The 1,192-nt window shown below is 32.0% G+C and carries 2 protein-coding genes; both read right to left on the bottom strand.

The window, feature by feature from the left end:
* The coding region (locus tag Q1553_RS00260) for a hypothetical protein (protein ID WP_300842650.1) at positions 1-809 on the bottom strand (809 nt) is incomplete at its 3' end.
* A 51-nt stretch (positions 810-860) separates the two neighbouring features.
* Positions 861-1,192: hypothetical protein (locus Q1553_RS00255; protein ID WP_300842649.1), on the bottom strand; the 332-nt coding region annotated here is incomplete at its 5' end.

The raw sequence follows: 1,192 nt of genomic DNA, 5'->3' as shown, positions 1-1,192 counted from the left end.
GAAAGTAAAATATCCTCTTGTGGTGAATAAGAAATTTTCAAGGAATAAGAACCTTGAAAAATTGTAGGATTATCCCCCTCCCAAGAAATAGTATAACCTCCTATATTGAGGGAATCTGTAAGCCTTCCGCTCTTATCGTATGTATAACTTGTGATAATGCTAAGGGCGTTTTCAATGGATTTTTGTTGAGACTTTGGAATATCCAAACAAGCAAATAAACAATTAAATTGCTCAATCATATTATAGGCTGCACCCTCAACATTGCTAATATAATTTGATAGATTAGCTTTTAAATCTTTGGTATCATAGGCGCAATTGAAAGAATTGATTGAATTTAATAATGCCTGTTTGCTTGTTTGCATATTTTCCTCGTCCATTTTTAAAAACACTTTCATTCTTATCGCACCATCAATTAGATAATTATTAGGATTTTTTTCTAAATTTGGCTCTTGTTTATAAAGCTCAATTAAAATATTGTCTAGTTGTTCATTAAGAGAATCCCTTGCTTTTTGATATTCATTTTCTGTTGGTATATGTTGATTGGTGGCTTGTTTTAAAATTTTAGAGCGAAAGGAATCTGTTTTGTGTAGAATTTCAGAAAACGCAATATCTGGAAATTCATCTAATGCGAGATGATATGTGTAAATCCCGCTATTATATCGGCTATTTAAGGCTTCCTTTGCTTCCTCATTGCTGATTGTAGCAGATTGTAAATTCACATCTTTTTCATTATCTTTAATTTGGCTATTCTTATTGCTGTATAAGATTGCATTGTGATAATTAGGCAAAGAAGTATTTAGTTCAAACATTCGCTTATCCCTTGCATAAAATCTATTAAAGGATAAGCAAAAGGCGTTCCATTATCTATATTTGAGATTAAAATTTGCTCCCATAGAACGATAACTTGTCTTATCTTGCCTAATAAAATTTTCCGCCTGATTATAAAGTCTTTTGTTGTTTTCTGTGAGAAGGCGATTGGCATAATAGCTATCCGCACTTCTTGTATAGACAGGATTGTATTGACTTACCCCAATAATTTCTATGCTAACTTTATTTGTTAGAAAATTAAAAGTTGCAGAAACTGCTGGGATATATTCTCCAGAACCTGTATCCACATTGAGTGGCAATAGCTCATTTGCTCTTTCTGGGATTAATTTATAATAGGCAGTATAAGATATTTTTGTGCCTGAAT

It is taken from the genome of Helicobacter sp. UBA3407, assembly GCF_949747025.1.
Classification (GTDB): Bacteria; Campylobacterota; Campylobacteria; order Campylobacterales; family Helicobacteraceae; genus Helicobacter_D; species Helicobacter_D ganmani.
Note: the sequence above shows the minus strand (reverse complement) of the source record. Positions and strands in the feature narration are given on the sequence as shown.